Below are 15750 nucleotides of genomic sequence, written 5' to 3'. Positions count from 1 at the left end.
CTTACCTGTTTAACAGGTTACATCATCGGTAACGAAGTCGAGAACCGGAAGGCTCAGCGAAGCTAAATCTGTTTAGATGGATCTCTCCACTCCACTGCGTTCCAGTCGAGATGACGCCGTTTTTTATTAAGGTCTCTTAAGTTAGGAGATGATGAATTTATTCGCCCAACTTAAAATCCTTATAATAATAATCCTTATCCGCATCTGTTAACTCACGGATTACCCTGCATGGGTTTCCTGCAGCAAAAACGTTATCCGGAATATCCCTCGTAACTACGCTACCAGATCCGATAACCACATTTGATCCGATTTTTACGCCAGGGTTAATCACTACATTTCCACCGATCCATACACTATTGCCTATGGTCACTTCCTGCGCCCATTCGTATTCCTGATCTCTTAAATGCGCATGCATTGGATGTCCGGCAGTATAAATGGCTACATTCGGTGCGATAAAAACACTATTTCCGATGCTTACTTTTGCGCAGTCTAAAATAACGAGGTTAAAGTTCGCATAAAAATTATCTCCAATTTCGATGTTATAGCCATAATCACATCTAAAGGGAGGCTCAACGTAGAACATTCTTTCTGTTTTTCCGAACAATCTTTTTAGTAATTCTTTTCGCTGCTTGATAAATTTGGGTGCCAGGTTATTAAACTCATAAACGATTTCACGGGCTTTTAATCTTTCCTTTGATAGTTCTTCGCCTCCAGCCTGATAAGCTTTGCCAGCAAGCATTTTTTGTTTTTCCGTAAGAGTATTGATATCCATTGATGATCTGATTTTTTAATCTGCACTAAATGTATTCACAATAATAACAAAAAACGGGACTATCGTTACCGATGCCCCGTTGTAGTTTAATTTTTTTTAAGTTTTATGGTCTGCCTTTGGCTAAAGCTCTTTCAGCAATTTTTACTGCTTTTTTCTCTCTCCAGTTAGCATATTTTTCTTTGAAAGTCATTTTAATCAAACTATCAATGGCACCATGGGTAAATAAACTCCAAACACTGGCTACCTTTCGGGTAATTGATTGGTCCCATGCCCTTAGGCTTAAAGAGAATGAACCATCCAGGTATTTCATCCAGTGCCACATACCTGTAGGCATAAATAGGGTATCGCCATGCTCTAAGAAAACTTCATAACCCTCAACACCGTTTAACGCAGGGAATTTTTCGAAATCAGGGTTGGCAACATCATAATCTTCCAAAGCATAAGTTGCATTTGGCAGGCAGTACAATCTATCTTTCCATTTATTATCAAATAAAACAATGTGTTTTCTGCCACCAAAGTGGGTATGGAAAATGTGTGGCAAATCGATATCGTAGTGCAAAAAGGTTACCGAATTAGAACCACCAAAAAACATGGCGGGCATACTTTCAATAAAACCGCCCATTAAATCTTTCGGGATTTTTACATCATTGATTAAACTAGGCACTTTTTTAAACAGGTTGAAAAAGAAAATCCTCAATTCAGTCGGCTCACGTTTGATCAGGTCAAGGTAATCGCCAAATTTCATGTGTGCAGTGGCCGCATTGATGGGTTTTGACGGATCAGCTTTCGAGTTATCGTAAAGTGGAACCTCTAATTCGCCGCCAATTTCTTTTAAATATTCAGTGGTCCATTTTTCTCTTGCAGGCCAATCTTTGGTCAGGCCCCTGATTACTAACGGACGTTTAGTTTTCAAATAATTTTTCTTAAAATCTTCAGGAGTGATATTCTCAACAATATCAACAGGTTTTAAAATGAAACTCATGCGCTTAAATCGGTTATTTGTGCCGAACAACAAATGTGTAAATTTTATTTTACAAAATTGATGTTAACAGGTAAATGTGACTAAAATCACGTAATCTAAATTAGCAAATACTTAACAATTTAATAATTGCGCTTCAACTTTATTTTTAATAATTTCTGCATAAGCGGCATCCCAAAGGTCGATCCTTTTTTGTAAGGCCTGTTTTGTAGTTTCTTCAGCCTCAGCCCAAAATGCTTCCTCTTTTTCGCAGAGTTTTTCCGTCATAGAAAGTGCCAAATGGCTGTGGTGATCGCCATCTACCTCGATGTGTCGCTCCAGGTAATATTTAAAAACCGATACTTTATCGGCCTGGGTACTGTTCAAATCATTTACCATGCTGTAAAACATATTCGGGATCAGATCCTCCCGACCGAAGGTAAAACTGGCTGCCTGTAAGTGTGTTTTACCGCTGTTGATGGTTTCGAATGTTGCATTCACGAAATCTTTGGCGGCAGCAGGAACATTTGCCATGTCAAATGCTTCATTAAAACTTTTACCGTTTTTTAAGGCGTTTAAAAAATCATTAATGGGTTTTGTATTTGCTCCGCATTGATCCATCGCGTCTAAATACAGTTCGAAATGGCTTTTAATCGCGCCATCAGCATCCACATCCGATTCTTCTCCGGCAACAATTTCGTTGATCAGCTGCCTGGTAACCGGATCACCAACCGGGAACCAGGGCAAACTGGTGCAAGTCAGGTTAATCTGTAAAGCCTTAAGCAGCGACATAAAATCCCAAACCGCGAAAATATGGTGTTCCATAAAAACGCGCAGATCTTCCAGTTCGCTAATGGCCGAATAAACCTTGTGGTTAATAATTTCCTGTTTAAGGGAAGTAATACTTTCTTGTATTTTTATAATGTTAGGATGCATGTATTTTAATGATTGAATGTTGAATGAGAGAATGATTGAATAGTAAATTGGTGACTTTTGATTTAGTGAATGGGCATAAGGCTAGCACTACTCATTTTATCATTCAATCACTTATTCATGCTCTCATTGTTATCTCGGTAAATTTTTTTCCAACGCTTTACTTGCCCTTTTAATGGCGAGTTCTTCTTTCCAGTGCATGTATTTTTCACGGTAGTTTGCCTTCATAAAGTCGTCAAATTTACGCTGTAAAGTTAAGTTATACAAGCTTTTTGCTTTTACTGCCCAGCTTTTATCCCACGCCCTCAGGCTGATGGAGAAGGAGCCATCAAGGTATTTCATCCAGTGCCAGTAACCGGTAGGCATAAATAAGGTATCGCCATGTTCTAGAAAAGCTTCTACTCCCTTAACGCCTTTTAATGCCGGAAATTTTTCGAAATCAGGGTTTTCTACATCATAATCTTCAAGCGCATAAGTGGCATAAGGAATCTGGTATAACCGCTCTTTCCATTTATAATCAAACAGGATGACATGTTTCCTCCCGTTAAAGTGAGTATGGAAAATGTGTGCCAGGTCGATATCGTAATGCAAGAAGGTAACAGAGCCCTTTCCACCAAAAAACATATTCGGATAACTATCTAAAAAGCCGCCCATCAACTCTTTTGGGGCAATATAATCTTCCAGTAATTTCGGTGCAAACTTTATCGGGTCGAACAAAAATATGCGCAGGTCTGTTGGTGTTTTCTTAATCAGATCAATATAATCACCAAATTTCATTTCTGCTGCCGATGCATTGATCGGTTTAGAAGGATCAGCCTTCGAACTGTCGTAAAGAGGAACAGTTTTATCTCCAACAATATCTTTCATGTAATCCATTGTCCACTTTTGGTAAGCCGGCCATTTCTTTGCCATATTTTTAATTACCAAGGGTCTGCGTGGCTTGAGGTAGTTTAGCTCGAAATCTGATTTAGATATGTTTTCAACTACATCTATCGGAGATAAATTGAATTTCATGTTAAATAACTATTAATGCAGCAAAATTAAATAGTTAAAAACAGGAAGTATCAGAAATGGAAAAACTTTAAAAAAAACTGACAATTCATCAAAAAAAGTCAGATGGTATGAATTAAGGGAAGTGTTAAAAAAACTAGTTAAAACCAAAACGTTCCGGCAAAAGCCAGAACGTTTAGTTTAGACATAAGGATAATGATAGCTTATTTAGGCATTAAAACGGTATCAACCACATGGATTACACCATTTTTTTGATTAACATCTGCTATAGTTACAGTGCTCATTCCGCCTTTTTCATCTTTTAAAACCAATTTTTTACCTTCCATCCAGGCCCAAAGTTTACCACCCTCTACTGTAGTTAATTCTGCTTTGCCACCACCAGCTTTAATTGCTTTTGCGATTGCCTTGCTATCCATTTTACCGGCAACAACATGGTAAGTTAAAATTTTGGTAAGGGTTGCTTTGTTTTCTGGTTTAACCAAATTATCTACAGTTCCGGCAGGAAGTTTGTCAAAAGCTGCATTGGTTGGAGCGAAAACGGTGAAAGGTCCGGCGCCTTTTAAAGTTTCTACCAAACCTGCTGCTTTAACTGCTGCCACCAAGGTGGTGTGGTCTTTTGAATTTACTGCATTGTCTACAATATCTTTAGTTGCATACATTGCTGCCCCACCAACCATTGGGTTTTTTTGAGCATAAACTTGAGTTGTGAATGCCATTGTAATTACGGCAAATACTGATAAGATTAAATTTTTCATTATTTCTAATTATTAAGTTTCTGTTATTTGATTCCATTTACGACGGCCTACAGATACTTGGTTTTTAGAAATAAAATTTATTATTTAATGAATTGATTATTAGTTGATTAATTTTTGTTTTTTTTGATTTTGAAAAGGTACTGTAGTGGTTCTTCGGAAATTACAGTCCCGCTTTTTACTACTTTCGATGAAGAATCGAAACCGCTTCAATCCGGGTTTGTTTAACAGGGGGCTGCTCTTGCCAGGACTCACGATTTGACAGATCCACAAGCCACTGTGAAATCGCTGGTCACGCTTAACGCCAACCGCAAAACGACAGTCTAATTCACCTTCGCTGTCCTCACCTTTTTAGAAAAAATCTTGGGGAAAAAACGCTTCAATAGTACTGCTTTTGTTTCCTTTCCACCAATATAAACTTCTTCTTTTTTATTACGGATGGCTTGTACAATCTGTTTGGCGCAATCGGCAGGTGTCATCGCATTTTCATGTGCTTCGCCCATGATATTTAATGGCTTTCCGTCTGCAGTGAGTGCATTATAAGTTACATTGGTTTTAATGAATCCAGGACAGATAATGGTAATATCGATGTTTTTGTCATAAACTTCTGATCGGAGGGAGTCGAAATAACCATGTAGTGCATGTTTAGAAGCGGCATAAGTAGAACGGAACTTCGTGCCGAATTTTCCAACCAAACTGCTGATTAGGGCAATTTGCCCACCACCATTGGAGATCATCAAGGGTAAAACTGCTTTACTCAACACCACTGTTCCCCAAAAATTGGTGTCCATAATCTGTTGTTCCGTTTGCAGATTGGTTTCTAAGGCTAAACTCCGCTGGCTCACACCTCCACTATTGATCAGTAAGTCTATTTTTCCAAAAATACGTATGGCATCAGCGGCTTTATTTTCCAGTGTTTCGGTTTCGCTTAAATCGAATGGTAAAACATGCACATTAAAAGAATTTTGGCAGTTCCCTTTAACGCGGAACAATTCATCGCGGTTTCTCCCCGAAATAATCAGCTTTTCACCTCCTTTAAAATATTCATATACCAGGGCCTCGCCAATACCTGACGATGCGCCTGTAATCCATACAATTTTTGACATATATATTTTAATTAATTATTGAATGATTGAGTTTTGAATGAGTGAATGTTGTTTTGATCGCTAAATCCGTCATTCTCTAATTCAATCCTTCTCAATTCACTCATTCATTCCCTACAATGAATAATTCCGAAGCAATATGATCGGCAAATAATTTTCCATTCTGGCTTAACCTGAGTTTGTCGCCATCAATGATCAGCCAATCTTTATCCTCAAAATTTTTAAGGTTGTATTTTGTTTCCTCTAAAAAATCTTTCCCAAAATCAGTATTTATTTTCTGTAAATCAGTTCCCCACATCGTTCTTAACGAGGTCATTACATATTCGTTAAATCTATCGTTCAAACTCAGTTCTTCAACCATTTCCGGGAGCTTATTATGCCCTAAAGTTTCCATGTACAAGGCATTATTCGCTGGGTTCATGAACCTGTTTTGGCCATTAAAACCATGTGCCGACGGACCGATGCCAATGTAATCTATACCCTTCCAATAATTGGTATTGTGCACGGCATAATGGCCTGGTTTAGCAAAATTTGAAATTTCATAGTGTTCAAATCCGGCATCAACCAGTTGCTCCATTAAAATGAGAAATTGGGCAGCACTTTGGTTATCGTTTACGGGTGTTTGTTTTTTGCTTTTTATGGCATGAGCTAAAGCTGTCCGAGGTTCTACCGTGAGTGCGTAAGCCGAAATATGAGGAACCTCAAGCTCAATTGCCTTTTGGATATTGTTCAGCCATTTTTGATCCGTTAATAAAGGATATCCGTAAATCAGATCAAGTGTTAAGTTTTCAAAACCGGCATCCTGACTTCTCCTGATGCAATCTTCAGCTTCTCTGGCCTGGTGTGCCCTGTTCATCCAGATCAGGTCTTCATCATAAAAAGATTGTATACCCACGCTAAAGCGGTTAACAGGCAATTGTTTCAGTTCTTTTAACTTCTGCGCGGTTAAATCATCGGGATTGGTTTCAATGGTGATTTCGGCATCTGCATCAACCGAAAAAGTATGGTTAATGGTATCGAAAATCTTTTGCAAAGCTGCCTGAGATAAAATAGAGGGGGTGCCGCCACCCAGATAAATACTTCCGACTTGTCCGCTAATCCGGTCTTTTTTTATTTTGATTTCCTTGCAGATGGCCTCCACCATTTCTTCTGCATATTTTAATGAGGTGCTGAAATGGAAATCGCAATAGTGACAAGCCTTTTTACAGAAAGGAATATGGATATAGATACCGGACATTGATGCAAAGATAGTGAAGTTAAATTTTCTTTATTGTCATAAATATATGGTTGGCGATTGGAGCTATGAAATTAATAATTCTTAGTAAAGTAATAGCTTTACTTTATTGTTGTTTTTGTAAAGTAATAGCTTTACTTTTTAGATGCTTATTAGGTGTGTAGTCATTGTTCCTAAATAAGTTCTTCATCAATCCATTTATTTTCTTTAGGTAAACCATGATTATTCGACTACTTTTGCATCCTTAAGTTTTGATTTACAGCATGCCGAAATTTATTTTCTTTTTGTTTGCCTTTTTATGGTCTGCAGATTTTGTGGCAGCAAATCAATTGCCCTTTCAGGCAGATAGCGCGGTGGTAAATCAATACCGGTACCGAAGATACCGCCCCGATTCGGCAACGTTGGCCAGGCAGAAATTTTATACCGATTCTTTAATTCACCATACCTGGGTACTTCCTGATAGTTTAATTAATAAAAGTGCACTTTTAGATACTATTGAAAAGGAATATCTTTCTGCAAAGCTGGATTTATGGGCATGGCACAAGAAATACCAGCATTTAAAGAAAAAAGCTAATCCATACCAGTTGGGTACAAAAATCCCTAAGGGAAACGTAGGCTTGCTAGGATTTATTTTTGGTATGCTTATCATTTTTGCGATTCTAAAAAATGCTTTTTCGAAACAACTATCTGCAATCGTGCAATCATTTTTCAGTAACAGGATTTTGAATAATATTAACAAAGAAGATAACCTCTTTAGCTCATGGCCATTTTTGTTACTTTTTGTGCAGTTCGGTTTTGTTTTTGGGATGTTCTTTTTTCTGGTGGCCCAATGGAATGATATGTATCAGGCGAAAGATGGGTTTAAATTTTTCTTTAGTATATCAATTACTATAATTGTTTTTTATGCGTTAAAACTGGTTCTTTTACGCTTTTTGGGCTACCTCTTCAATGTGCAGAAACCGGTGGGCGAATACATCTCAATTTTATACCTCAGCTACTTCAATGCATCATTACTATTTATTCCTTTAGTGGTTGCTTTTGCGCTATCACCACTTAAATATGGCGAAGTTTATATCGTGTTGGCATTCTTGTTGTTAGGTGTCATTTTTACTTTTCAGCTTTTGCGGGCAGGCATAACGATACTTTCTAATAATAAGTTTTCTAAAATGCATTTATTTTTGTACTTTTGCGCCCTCGAAATATGTCCCGTCGTAATACTAATTAAAACGATAGGACTGTAGCAGGAAAAGGAAAATGCAAGAAAAGAACGACTCTAGAATCCGCAAAGTAAAAAGTATTTTGGTTACTTTACCAAAACCTGAAACAGAAAAATCTCCTTACTACGATTTGGCCAAAAAACACAACTTAAAAGTTGATTTCAGGTCTTTTATTCATGTTGAGGGTGTACCCGCAAGAGACTTTAGAAAGGATAAGATTAACCTTGCCGATTTTACGGCAGTAATTTTTACCAGCCGTAATGCCGCAGATCATTTTTTTAGAATCTGTGAAGAAATGCGTTATGAGGTGCCAGCAGAATTAAAATATTTCTGTCTTTCTGAAACCATTGCATTGTATTTGCAGAAGTATATCCAATACAGAAAGCGTAAGATCTTTTTCGGTAAACAAACTGCAGCTGACTTAGCAGAGGTGTTAAAGAAACATGCAAACGAAAAGTTTTTATACCCTTGCTCTGATATGGCTACCGAAGACACAATGAAGTTTTTGGAAAAAAGCGGGTATAATTTTACACCTGCGGTTTTATTTAGGACCGTAGTAAGTGATCTATCTGATTTAGCTGAAGTATTCTACGATGTTATCGCGTTTTTTAGCCCATCAAGTATTCAGTCTTTGTTTAAAAATTTCCCCGATTTTAAACAGAATAACACCCGGATTGCTGCTTTTGGAACCAATACCAGTAAAGCTTGTACTGATATGGATTTGATAGTGGATATTGCTGCGCCAACCCCAGGCGTTCCATCAATGACGATGGCCATTGAAAATTACATTAAAATATCTAATAAATAATACGATAAATAATTTATTATCAGTCGATACAATAAATGCGTAACTTTACTGTTAATAAGAGAGTTACGCATATTGTTGAACGATACACAAAGTTGTTGGATAATTATTAATCTAACTTTAATTGCCTTTGGGTAATGATTTAATATAAAATATTTGCTTTTATAGATAATTTCAGTGATTTTTGATAAAATTGCTCCTAATCGTGCTGTGCACAATATAAAATATGAAGAAAATCTACCTTCTAGCTATTGTAGGTGTAACTGTAATGCTGGCAAGCTGTGGTCATGGCGGCCAAGGCGAGCTGGTTGGCGCTTATAACCGAAAATTTAAAAACGATAGAATCCCACTAGGAATGGTTTATGTACCACCAGGGCATACCCCACTGGGAGGTTCGGATGAAGATATCACTTTCTCTCAGAATGGGCCAAGTAAAATGGTTACCATTAGCGCATTCTTCATGGATCAGACCGAAATTTCCAATGCGGAATATCGCCAGTTTACCAACTGGGTACGAGATTCTATTGCGATTGTAATGATGGGCAACCCACAACAATTTATGGTTACTCCAAGAGGAAATGCCGCAGCTGCTCTTGGCGGAGAGAAATATATTGACTGGAAAAAAGTTGGTCCAAATGGTGCCAACATTTGGCGTAATAGAGGTAGGGGTGCAGCAGCAGCCCAAGTGAGTCAGCTAGATGGCATGTATTACTCAGGTTTGGATGCTCTTCCAGGCAAGAAAGAATTAGATGTTCGTAAATTCGAATATTCTTATGCAGAGTTGAATATGGAGAAAGCTGCTATCGGGCATAAAGATCCAAACAGCAAACGTCAGGATTATATCGATCGCTATACGGTTGCTATATATCCTGATACAATGGTTTGGAAAACAGATTATTCTTACTCACAAAATGATCCAATGGTGCGCGGTTATTACAACCACCCTTCCTATGATGATTATCCTGTAGTTGGCGTAAGCTGGGAGCAGGCAAAAGCTTTCTCTCACTGGAGAACCAAATTATACGATGGTGTTGCAACGGCAAGGAAACTTCCTGCAGGGTCAAGATCGGATTATAGGTTGCCGGCTGAAACAGAATTTGAATATGCTGCAAGAGGCGGTAATACCAAGACTAAATATCCTTGGGGAGGTCCTTACATTAGAAATACAAAAGGATGTTTACAGGCTAACTTTAAACCAGGCCGTGGTGATTATTCGAGCGATGGTGGTATTTATACAGTAGGTGTCAGATCATATTTTCCTAACGATTATGGCTTGTACAACATGGCAGGTAATGTTTCAGAATGGACTTTAACAGCATATAATAAAGGCGCTAGCCCGTTATTGCATGACTTAAACCCTAACTTTACTTATGATGCTGGTGCAAACGATAGTAAATACAAAAAACGTAAAGTGGTAAAAGGCGGTTCTTGGAAAGATACAGGTTATTTTCTTCAAAATGCTGTAGCGACATACGAATATCAGGATACACAAAGGTCATATATTGGTTTCAGATGCGTTTCATCTTATCCTGGCACCGATTTAAGACGTTAAACCGAACAAACTAAAAACTAAGAAAAACATCAAAATTTATGGCAGCAAAGAAACAACCAGGCTGGTTACACGTAGCGATTTCATGGGGAGCAAGTATTGTAATTATCGGAGCGTTATTTAAAATTCTACATATTGGTGGAATTATGGGTAACTACATGATTGGGCTTGGTCTAGGAGTGGAAGCATTTCTATTCTTCTTAACCGGATTTTTCCCACCAGAACCAGAACCAGCATGGGAAAGAGTTTATCCTGAACTAAAAGCAGATTTTAAAGGCGAATTACCAACAGCTTCATCCAGGCCTGTTGCAGCAGTTGCCTCGTCCAATACAGTAGCTTTAGATAAAATGTTATCTGATGCTAAAATTGGCCCGGAATTAATTGAGAGCCTGGGTGCTGGTTTGCGTACGTTTGGTGATAAGGTAGCAACAATTTCTAATGTTGCAGATGCATCTACTGCAACAAATGAATTTACAGGTAAGATTAAAACGGCATCAGCTGGTTTTGATAATTTGAGCGCATCTTTTGAGAAAGCTACGGCTAATTTAAAAGCAATGGGCGAAAGCAATGTAGATTCTCAGGCATACCACGAGCAGGTTAACAATTTGGCTAAGAACTTATCTGCTTTAAATGCTGTTTATGAACTGGAATTGCAAGATTCAAGCGCACATCTAAAATCGATGAATAAATTCTATTCAAACTTATCATTAACCATGCAGAACTTTAACGAATCGATGGAAGATTCGAAACAGTTTAAAGAAGAGGTGAATAAGCTGGCTAAAAACCTATCATCGCTTAATGCAATTTATGGCAATATGTTATCGGCTATGAACGGCCCACGTATATAATTTGTTTAGTTTTTAATTTTTAAAGAAAAGCTACATCAAATATGGCAGGCGGAAAAGAAACAACAAGGCAGCGGATGATCAATATCATGTATTTGGTATTGTTGGCTATGCTCGCCTTAAACGTATCAGATACCATTTTAGATGCATTCAAAAATATCAACGATAGTTTGGATACTTCTAAAAACAATGTAAATACAAGTATTAATCAGTTGTTTTCTGCCTTCGAAAATTCGAAGTTGAAAGAAGAGCCAGCACGTGCTCAGCCTATTTATGACAAGGCTAAACAAGCTCAGAAAGCAGCTGATGAACTAAATAATTATATTGAAAGTATTAAGAAAGAATTTACTCAGGCTGGTGACGGGATCGATCCTGAAACTGAAGATCTGGTAAATAGATCTAATCAGGATATTGCTCAGAATATCATGATTAACCAAAAGAAAGCTGATGAACTAAAGAAAAGAATTAATGCGACTAGAGAGAAATTAATCTCTTTATTAGATCCTGCAGATAGAGCAAATGTTTCTTTCTCTCTTGAAGCTAAAGATCCGGTAAGAAAAAGAAAGGGCAATTGGCAGGAAACTTATTTTGGTGAGGGAACCCCGTTAACCGCTGCGATGACTATTTTAACCAAACTGCAAACAGACACTAAAAATGCTGAAGCAGAAGTTGTGAAAAAATTGTTTGGAAATATGGATAAAGCGCAGGTTAATTTGGATCAGTTTGCTGCAGTCGCAGTAGCACCTACTTCTTACGTAATCCAGGGACAACCATATACCGCTGAAGTATTTCTAACCGCTAGCGATTCAAGATCAACACCTGATATTACCGTTAACGGAAGTAAATTATCCGTTAAAGATGGTAAAGGAACTTACAGCGGTGGTACCGGTAGCGTTGGACAGTTTACCTGGGTTGGTACTATACGTGTTCGCCAAACCGATGGTCAGGTAAAGGAATATAAAACCCAACCACAAACTTATCAGGTAGCGAAACCATCTGCATCTGTTTCTTCAACAAAACTAAATGTAATTTATGCAGGTATTGCCAATCCATTTACAGTATCGGCGGCAGGTTTCCCACTAGAAAGTGTCCGTGCTTCCATTTCAGGAGGTTCAATGTCTGGCGGTAACGGAAACTACAATGTTAATGTTCCGGGAAGCATGGTTGGTCAGGAAGTATCCATTAATGTATCGGCAACTAACGCTGGTAAAACCGTTAGTTTAGGCTCACAAAAATTCAGGGTTAAAGCTATTCCGGCACCGGTTGCCAAAGTTGGTGGACGCGCAGGTGGCGATATCGCTTCTGTACAGTTAAAAAGCGAAACCGAGATTGAAGCAGATCTGGATGATTTTCCTTTCGATGTTAAGTTTAAAATACAACGTTATAAACTGACGATTATTAAACCACGTTCTGATGCCGTTACCATTGCTGGTAGTGGTGGAAATTTCGCCGGTGCGGTTAAAGGTGCCATGAACTCAATTACACCTGGAACAAGGGTGTTTTTTGAAGATATTGTTTCTGTAGGACCAGATGGGCGTCAAAGAATTTTACCTTCATTAGCGTTTAGTGTAAAATAAAAAGAAGATGAAAAGGATTTTAAGTATTGCTATTCTGGTTTTGCTAACTGCGTTTGCTTTTGCACAAAAAAAGCCAACCAAGTTAGCACCAAAGAAAGCTGCTCCGGTAGTTACTGCTCCTGCAGTAGATACGGTGAAAGCTCCTGTTAAAACAGCTAAAAAGAAACTAAAGGTACCACCTAAAGATGGTTTCTATGCCCGTAAGGACATTGATAGTACTGAAATGGTTCCTTTGGCTGATGTGAGAGAGGAAGATGTTTTTTATGCAAAACGGATATGGAGAGAAATTGATTTACGTGATACGGTTAACTCTGTCTTAAAATCGCCTAAATCAAGATTAATTGATGTTTTGATTGCGTCAATTAAAAAAGATGAACTAACAGCATACTCGCCAATTGATAGCGCCCTAAACGAAGATGATGCATTCCTTAATCCAATGTCTGCAGATTCTGCTGCCAAGTCAGCTTTAGGAACAGCAGAGGTTTCGAACAATAAAACCGGAACAGTTACCACAGTGGTGAATGATTTTAACCCGGAGTTATTCTTAAAATTCAGAATTAAAGAAGATTGGATTTTTGATACTAAACGTTCTATTTTTGAACCGCGTATTGTAGGTATTGCGCCATTAAAATACAATGAAGTTTCCAAACAATGGCAGCCTGTATTTTGGGTGTACTATCCGGAGGCAAGAGAGATTTTAACCAAGAAACGTTTGATTAATACCAATAACGACGCATCGTCACTTAGTTTCGATGATTTCTTTATTCGCCGCTTATTCAGCAGTTATATTGTTAAAGAATCAAATCCTGGTGATAACAAGATCAGAGATATTATTGCCAATCCTAGAGAAAGATTGTACGAATCAGAAAGGATTAAAAAATCTGTTCTGGATTACGAACAAGGACTTTGGGAATATTAATCTTATAAGAAAAGGCTTCGATGAAAATCGGAGCCTTTTTGTTTTATAATGGTTTCGATATAGTGGAGGATTTTAAATTTTAAGAAAACCTACTCATACAGATCTCTCCGTTTCGCTGCGCTTTAGTTGAGATGACGGATTTGTGTGGTGGAAATCGATCATAGAATTGCAGATATAAATCGTTATTTCGACCTTAGCTGGAAAAATCTTAATTCCTCTTAAAAGAGAATCAGAATTAAAAGTGTTATTCCTGATTAAAATATGCTTGCAGCGTAACCATCTGCTTTTTATTCAGTACCTCTGCCAGCTCTTTTTCTGTAGCTTCTTTAATCTTTTTAACCGATTTAAAATGTGTTAACAGTTTATCAGCTGTTGTTTTACCAATACCTTCAATTTGTTCGAGTTCGGTTTTAAGTGTACCCTGATCGCGTTTCTTGCGGTGAAAGGTAATTCCGAAGCGGTGGGCTTCATCACGCAGCTGCTGGATCACTTTTAAGGTTTCCGATTTTTTATCTAAATACAAAGGATAAGAATCACCTGGATAGAACAGTTCTTCCAAACGTTTGGCAATACCGATCACAGTTACCCTGTTTTCTATACCCAGTAATTTTAAACTCTTCATAGCAGATGAAAGCTGGCCTTTACCGCCATCAATAATGATGAGCTGTGGCAAAGTCTGGTTTTCATCCAACATTCGCCTGTAACGACGGAAAACAGCCTCTTCCATGGTCGCAAAATCGTTTGGACCTTCAACCGTTTTCACATTAAAATGGCGATAGTCTTTTTTAGATGGTTTGGCATCCTTAAATACTACAATTGCCGAAACCGGATACTTCCCCTGAAAGTTGGAGTTATCAAAACATTCAATATGTTTTGGAAGCTGCGTTAAACGCAGGTCTTTTTGCATGGTAGTTAAAATCCGGTCGGTACGTAAATCTGGATTTAACTTTTCGTATTGGTTAAGCTTTTCTTTTTTAAAGAACAGTACATTCTTTTGTGAAAGCTCTAAAAGTTTTTTCTTTTCGCCCAGTTTTGGAACGGTGAATTTTAAACTTTCATCTTCCAATGAAGGTTCAAAAGGGACGATGATTTCTTTTGAGGTACTGTTGAATTTTGTTCTGAACTCCAGCATGGCTAAAGTTAAAATCTCATCATCACTCTCATCTAGTTGCTTCTTAACCTCAATGGTCTGTGTCTGGATAATGGTTCCGTTCATCACCTTTAGGTAGTTCACAAAGGCATAACGTTCATCTGAAGCAATACTCACCACATCCACATTCGTAATGGCACTGTTTACCACGGTAGATTTGCTCTGATATTTTTCCAGTACTTCTAATCTCCTTGCATATTGATGCGCAAGTTCGAAATTGAGGTTTTCTGATGCTGATTTAATGATCCCTTTGACATCACGGATAACATTTCCGATTTTACCGTTCAGGATTTCTTTGATTTCGCCAATATTTTTATCATAATCGGCCTCGGTCTGATAATTTTGGCAAGGCCCTTTACAGTTACCGATCTGGTATTCGAGGCATACTTTAAATTTGCCTTCGTCTATATTTTTCTCCGTTAGGGGCAGGCTGCAGGTACGTAACGGATAGGTTTCTTTAATCAGATCCAAAATGGTATGCATCATGCCTATCGAGCCATAAGGGCCGAAATAGGTAGAGCCATCTTTAATCACTTTCCTTGTCCAGTAAATGCGGGGGAAATTCTCATTTTTAACGATAATCCATGGATAAGTTTTATCGTCCTTTAAATTGATGTTAAATTTCGGCTGGTGTTTTTTAATCAGGCTGTTTTCCAATAGCCAGGCATCAATTTCCGTATCTACAATGGTAAAGGTGATTTTACGGATCTTAGATACCAGTACCCTTGTTTTGCCATTAAACTGGCTTTTATCGCTATTAAAATAAGAACCCACACGGTTACGCAGGTCTTTCGCCTTTCCAATATACATAAGCTTTCCATCAGCATCCCAATATTGGTAAACACCAGGTTTATGCGGAATTGCGGTTAATGCTGTTTTATGGTCGAAACTGCTCATTATTTACAAAAATAGGATTCGGGAGTAA

General features: G+C 38.0%; 14 protein-coding genes. 6 read left to right on the top strand and 8 right to left on the bottom strand.

What is annotated here, in order from left to right; genetic code table 11:
* Positions 1–157: 157 nt before the first annotated feature.
* The 7 genes from FFJ24_RS18660 to hemW form a co-directional block, all read right to left on the bottom strand.
* A complete protein-coding gene (locus FFJ24_RS18660) occupies positions 158–772 on the bottom strand; it encodes a sugar O-acetyltransferase (protein WP_138818696.1) in 615 nt (204 codons plus the stop codon).
* Between the two features lie 103 nt (positions 773–875).
* On the bottom strand, positions 876–1754 hold the full coding sequence (locus FFJ24_RS18655; RefSeq protein WP_113947658.1) for a cupin-like domain-containing protein: 879 nt from the start codon (positions 1752–1754) through the stop codon (positions 876–878).
* A 111-nt stretch (positions 1755–1865) separates the two neighbouring features.
* Complete coding sequence (locus FFJ24_RS18650) at positions 1866–2666, bottom strand: DUF3050 domain-containing protein (protein WP_138818695.1); 801 nt, start codon at positions 2664–2666, stop codon at positions 1866–1868.
* A 129-nt stretch (positions 2667–2795) separates the two neighbouring features.
* The gene (locus FFJ24_RS18645) at positions 2796–3677 is read right to left on the bottom strand and encodes a cupin-like domain-containing protein (RefSeq protein ID WP_138818694.1); all 882 of its coding nucleotides are present in this window, start codon (positions 3675–3677) and stop codon (positions 2796–2798) included.
* A gap of 200 nt (positions 3678–3877) precedes the next feature.
* Positions 3878–4429 carry a fasciclin domain-containing protein gene (locus FFJ24_RS18640; protein ID WP_138818693.1) on the bottom strand — a complete coding sequence of 184 codons (552 nt, stop codon included), beginning with the start codon at positions 4427–4429 and terminating at the stop codon, positions 3878–3880.
* Positions 4430–4749: 320 nt separating this feature from the next.
* Positions 4750–5532, bottom strand: a complete 783-nt coding sequence (locus FFJ24_RS18635) for an SDR family oxidoreductase (protein WP_138818692.1) — start codon at positions 5530–5532, stop codon at positions 4750–4752.
* A 100-nt stretch (positions 5533–5632) separates the two neighbouring features.
* Positions 5633–6766 (bottom strand): radical SAM family heme chaperone HemW, encoded by a 1134-nt coding sequence (hemW, locus tag FFJ24_RS18630; RefSeq protein ID WP_138818691.1) that lies wholly within the window; start codon positions 6764–6766, stop codon positions 5633–5635.
* 260 nt (positions 6767–7026) lie between these two features.
* Here hemW and FFJ24_RS18625 point away from each other — a divergent pair, with 260 nt between their 5' ends.
* From FFJ24_RS18625 to gldN, 6 genes are all read left to right on the top strand, one after another.
* Complete coding sequence (locus FFJ24_RS18625) at positions 7027–8004, top strand: DUF4271 domain-containing protein (protein WP_138818690.1); 978 nt, start codon at positions 7027–7029, stop codon at positions 8002–8004.
* A gap of 13 nt (positions 8005–8017) precedes the next feature.
* A complete protein-coding gene (locus FFJ24_RS18620; RefSeq protein WP_029274186.1) occupies positions 8018–8788 on the top strand; it encodes a uroporphyrinogen-III synthase in 771 nt (256 codons plus the stop codon).
* A 223-nt stretch (positions 8789–9011) separates the two neighbouring features.
* The gene (locus tag FFJ24_RS18615) at positions 9012–10337 is read left to right on the top strand and encodes an SUMF1/EgtB/PvdO family nonheme iron enzyme (RefSeq protein WP_138818689.1); all 1326 of its coding nucleotides are present in this window, start codon (positions 9012–9014) and stop codon (positions 10335–10337) included.
* A gap of 38 nt (positions 10338–10375) precedes the next feature.
* A complete protein-coding gene (gene gldL / locus FFJ24_RS18610) occupies positions 10376–11182 on the top strand; it encodes a gliding motility protein GldL (protein ID WP_138818688.1) in 807 nt (268 codons plus the stop codon).
* A 41-nt stretch (positions 11183–11223) separates the two neighbouring features.
* On the top strand, positions 11224–12756 hold the full coding sequence (gene gldM, locus FFJ24_RS18605) for a gliding motility protein GldM (protein WP_138818687.1): 1533 nt from the start codon (positions 11224–11226) through the stop codon (positions 12754–12756).
* A 7-nt stretch (positions 12757–12763) separates the two neighbouring features.
* Complete coding sequence (gene gldN / locus FFJ24_RS18600; RefSeq protein WP_138818686.1) at positions 12764–13675, top strand: gliding motility protein GldN; 912 nt, start codon at positions 12764–12766, stop codon at positions 13673–13675.
* Positions 13676–13919: 244 nt separating this feature from the next.
* On the opposite strand, the gene uvrC is transcribed toward gldN, so the two are convergent.
* On the bottom strand, positions 13920–15722 hold the full coding sequence (uvrC, locus tag FFJ24_RS18595; protein WP_138818685.1) for an excinuclease ABC subunit UvrC: 1803 nt from the start codon (positions 15720–15722) through the stop codon (positions 13920–13922).
* Between the last annotated feature and the right edge of the window lie 28 nt (positions 15723–15750).

It is taken from the genome of Pedobacter sp. KBS0701 (assembly GCF_005938645.2).
Taxonomy (GTDB): domain Bacteria; phylum Bacteroidota; class Bacteroidia; order Sphingobacteriales; family Sphingobacteriaceae; genus Pedobacter.
Note: the sequence above shows the minus strand (reverse complement) of the source record. Positions and strands in the feature narration are given on the sequence as shown.

Bases quoted from the DNA above. Each gene is read 5' to 3' on its own strand.
- FFJ24_RS18655 (WP_113947658.1), bottom strand. From the start codon at position 1,754: ATGAGTTTCATTTTAAAACCTGTTGATATTGTTGAGAATATCACTCCT.
- FFJ24_RS18660 (WP_138818696.1), bottom strand. From the start codon at position 772: ATGGATATCAATACTCTTACGGAAAAACAAAAAATGCTTGCTGGCAAA.
- FFJ24_RS18625 (WP_138818690.1), top strand. From the start codon at position 7,027: ATGCCGAAATTTATTTTCTTTTTGTTTGCCTTTTTATGGTCTGCAGAT.
- FFJ24_RS18640 (WP_138818693.1), bottom strand. From the start codon at position 4,429: ATGAAAAATTTAATCTTATCAGTATTTGCCGTAATTACAATGGCATTC.
- gldM (WP_138818687.1), top strand. From the start codon at position 11,224: ATGGCAGGCGGAAAAGAAACAACAAGGCAGCGGATGATCAATATCATG.
- FFJ24_RS18620 (WP_029274186.1), top strand. From the start codon at position 8,018: ATGCAAGAAAAGAACGACTCTAGAATCCGCAAAGTAAAAAGTATTTTG.
- uvrC (WP_138818685.1), bottom strand. From the start codon at position 15,722: ATGAGCAGTTTCGACCATAAAACAGCATTAACCGCAATTCCGCATAAA.
- hemW (WP_138818691.1), bottom strand. From the start codon at position 6,766: ATGTCCGGTATCTATATCCATATTCCTTTCTGTAAAAAGGCTTGTCAC.
- gldN (WP_138818686.1), top strand. From the start codon at position 12,764: ATGAAAAGGATTTTAAGTATTGCTATTCTGGTTTTGCTAACTGCGTTT.
- gldL (WP_138818688.1), top strand. From the start codon at position 10,376: ATGGCAGCAAAGAAACAACCAGGCTGGTTACACGTAGCGATTTCATGG.
- FFJ24_RS18650 (WP_138818695.1), bottom strand. From the start codon at position 2,666: ATGCATCCTAACATTATAAAAATACAAGAAAGTATTACTTCCCTTAAA.
- FFJ24_RS18615 (WP_138818689.1), top strand. From the start codon at position 9,012: ATGAAGAAAATCTACCTTCTAGCTATTGTAGGTGTAACTGTAATGCTG.
- FFJ24_RS18635 (WP_138818692.1), bottom strand. From the start codon at position 5,532: ATGTCAAAAATTGTATGGATTACAGGCGCATCGTCAGGTATTGGCGAG.
- FFJ24_RS18645 (WP_138818694.1), bottom strand. From the start codon at position 3,677: ATGAAATTCAATTTATCTCCGATAGATGTAGTTGAAAACATATCTAAA.